This window comes from Chamaesiphon sp. OTE_8_metabat_110 (assembly GCF_031382685.1).
GTDB lineage: Bacteria > Cyanobacteriota > Cyanobacteriia > Cyanobacteriales > Chamaesiphonaceae > Chamaesiphon.
In genome coordinates this window covers 1-1,977 of the sequence record NZ_JANMZA010000658.1, presented here as the reverse complement: position 1 = coordinate 1,977, position 1,977 = coordinate 1, and the positions used below count along the sequence as shown (strand labels likewise).

3 protein-coding genes are annotated in these 1,977 nt (G+C 42.9%); 1 reads left to right on the top strand and 2 read right to left on the bottom strand.

Annotation, left to right across the window (positions count from 1 at the left end; all coding sequences use genetic code 11):
- Positions 1-85 precede the first annotated feature (85 nt).
- Positions 86-832: a class I SAM-dependent methyltransferase gene (locus RMO52_RS23650; RefSeq protein WP_310419258.1), complete on the bottom strand. Its 747-nt coding sequence runs from the start codon at positions 830-832 to the stop codon at positions 86-88.
- A gap of 140 nt (positions 833-972) precedes the next feature.
- Between RMO52_RS23650 and RMO52_RS23645 the strand changes: the two genes are divergently transcribed.
- A complete protein-coding gene (locus RMO52_RS23645) occupies positions 973-1,533 on the top strand; it encodes a dual specificity protein phosphatase family protein (RefSeq protein WP_309742241.1) in 561 nt (186 codons plus the stop codon).
- 4 nt (positions 1,534-1,537) lie between these two features.
- Here the strand turns inward: RMO52_RS23645 and RMO52_RS23640 are convergent, their stop codons facing one another.
- Positions 1,538-1,900, bottom strand: coding sequence for a hypothetical protein (locus RMO52_RS23640; RefSeq protein ID WP_309742242.1), 363 nt, complete (start codon positions 1,898-1,900; stop codon positions 1,538-1,540).
- Positions 1,901-1,977 lie beyond the last annotated feature (77 nt).

Here is a 1,977-nt window from a genome sequence, read left to right as displayed (position 1 = left end):
GTCTTGATGCGCTACAAATTTACCTTACTTATCTGAAGTGAGGAGAATATGTATGGGCGTAGTTATCCTTTCCCAGTTATAAAGATTATCCTAGCATTTTTTGATAACACCGAGTCGTAATAAAATAAGGGTGAAATACTTCAAAGAAATTGGTTTGTAAAGTTCTAAAAAAGCGATCGATAATCTGGGGATCGTCTAGATGAAAGGGAAATTCTTGGTTGGAGCCTTTGGAAAAATACCAGTTAGTAATCATTTTTCCCTCATCGTTTAAGAGCTGCTGAAACTGAAGTAACTGCTGGCTCGGATCTGGTAGATGCTCCATCACATCGAAACAAGTAATTGTATCGAATCTTTGGGTGGGATCTAAGGCGGTACAGCAAGTAATCTTGGCTTCTAAACCTAACTGTTGAATCCGATGGCTGACAAAGTTATAATTTACTGGATTGATATCGCAATAAATAACATGTGAAACTTCGGGACATAAGGCTGCGGCGATCGCGTGGGTACCGATACCTCCACCAAAATCCAAGACAGTTCCGCTTGCTCGATCGGCGATCAATTTGAGCGTATCGCCGATATAATCGGTACTGGTGAGATGCCAAGTTGCCAACTCAAATAAATAAGCCTCACCCACGCGATCGCGATAAAATTTACTAGCATCTTCCCAATCAAAATCGCGGCGTCCGAGTTCGGCTAAATCTTGTAAAGCAGTCGCAAACTTTGCTTCTAATTGACTTGAATCGATATCTAAAAATTGCTGAAGGTGTTGCTTTAAATTAAATGCGTCTTGCCAATAACCGCTCAAATGCGGCACGATCGGAAATGTAGACATGTGCCAAGAATGAGAGATTAGGGATCGATATCGGCACTCACTATAACATCTAGGCGGCGATCGCGGGTAGAGAATTAGGGGATAACTTTGTTCGGCAACGTTTCCATGTCTCGATCCCGATTGTAATTGTTAAGTATCTTATGTATAATTTTTCCGCCGCTACCACAAATGAATCGTTCGTGTTTGGTGCTGCTCGACCTGGCTATGCTCGCGCACAGGTTCAAGCATGGATCGAGTTTATGCAGAGTCAGCAGATTAGCCGAGTTTGCTGTTTATTATCTGAACCGCAGCTAGATCGCTATTCAGATTTACTAAACGTCTATCGCCAGCATTTCGGATCTGATGCAATTTGTTGGGCACCGATCGCCGATTTTCAAGTTGTCGATCGCCAAGTCCTACTTCACCAAATTCTACCATTTCTCAGCCGTGCCGATCGACAATCCGCACGCGTCGTCGTTCATTGTGGTGGTGGCATTGGACGCACGGGACAAATTTTAGCAGCTTGGCTCATCGCCGGACGTGGGTACTCCCGTGAATTGGCGATTGCTACCGTCAAGCAATCGGGGCGAAATCCCTATGAAGCTGTCATTGTTGCACCATTCCTGTGGCGCAATCCCTGGCGGTTAATGGCGAGCATAAATACATTGATAGATGAGTGCAGTCGCATCGATCTTCTCGATCGATCGACTATTATCGACTAATCAATCAATCATTAATAGCAGTGCCTTGTTCCTGTAATATCAGTTTTTTACCTTGATAAACCCGTAACACATTATCAGTTGTAATCGAGTAAAGATATTTACCATTGCGAAATTCATAGCCTAGAAACCGATAGCTATTACTACTATTTACCGTTCTTCCTTTCAGCCGAATCGATTTACCTGTATTTAAATCTCTGCCGACATAAGTAACGCGATCGCAACTGACATTTCCTTCTGCACACTGTCTGGTAATTTTGATTTCAAAACTAGGGGTTATGATGGTTTCAGCACTAGCAACACCAGCACTAGCACAAGCAATCCCGATGGTGGAGATGACGATTGTGAGGATAGATTTAGGAGAGAGCATTTAGCGTCAAAAGATAAATTTAGAGCAGTTTATTTAAAGATACACTTGTAGATCGAGGATTCCGTAAAGATTGACGC

Excerpts from the sequence above, each read along its gene's own strand:
- RMO52_RS23650 (WP_310419258.1), bottom strand. The coding sequence starts at position 832 with ATGTCTACATTTCCGATCGTGCCGCATTTGAGCGGTTATTGGCAAGAC.
- RMO52_RS23645 (WP_309742241.1), top strand. The coding sequence starts at position 973 with ATGTATAATTTTTCCGCCGCTACCACAAATGAATCGTTCGTGTTTGGT.
- RMO52_RS23640 (WP_309742242.1), bottom strand. The coding sequence starts at position 1,900 with ATGCTCTCTCCTAAATCTATCCTCACAATCGTCATCTCCACCATCGGG.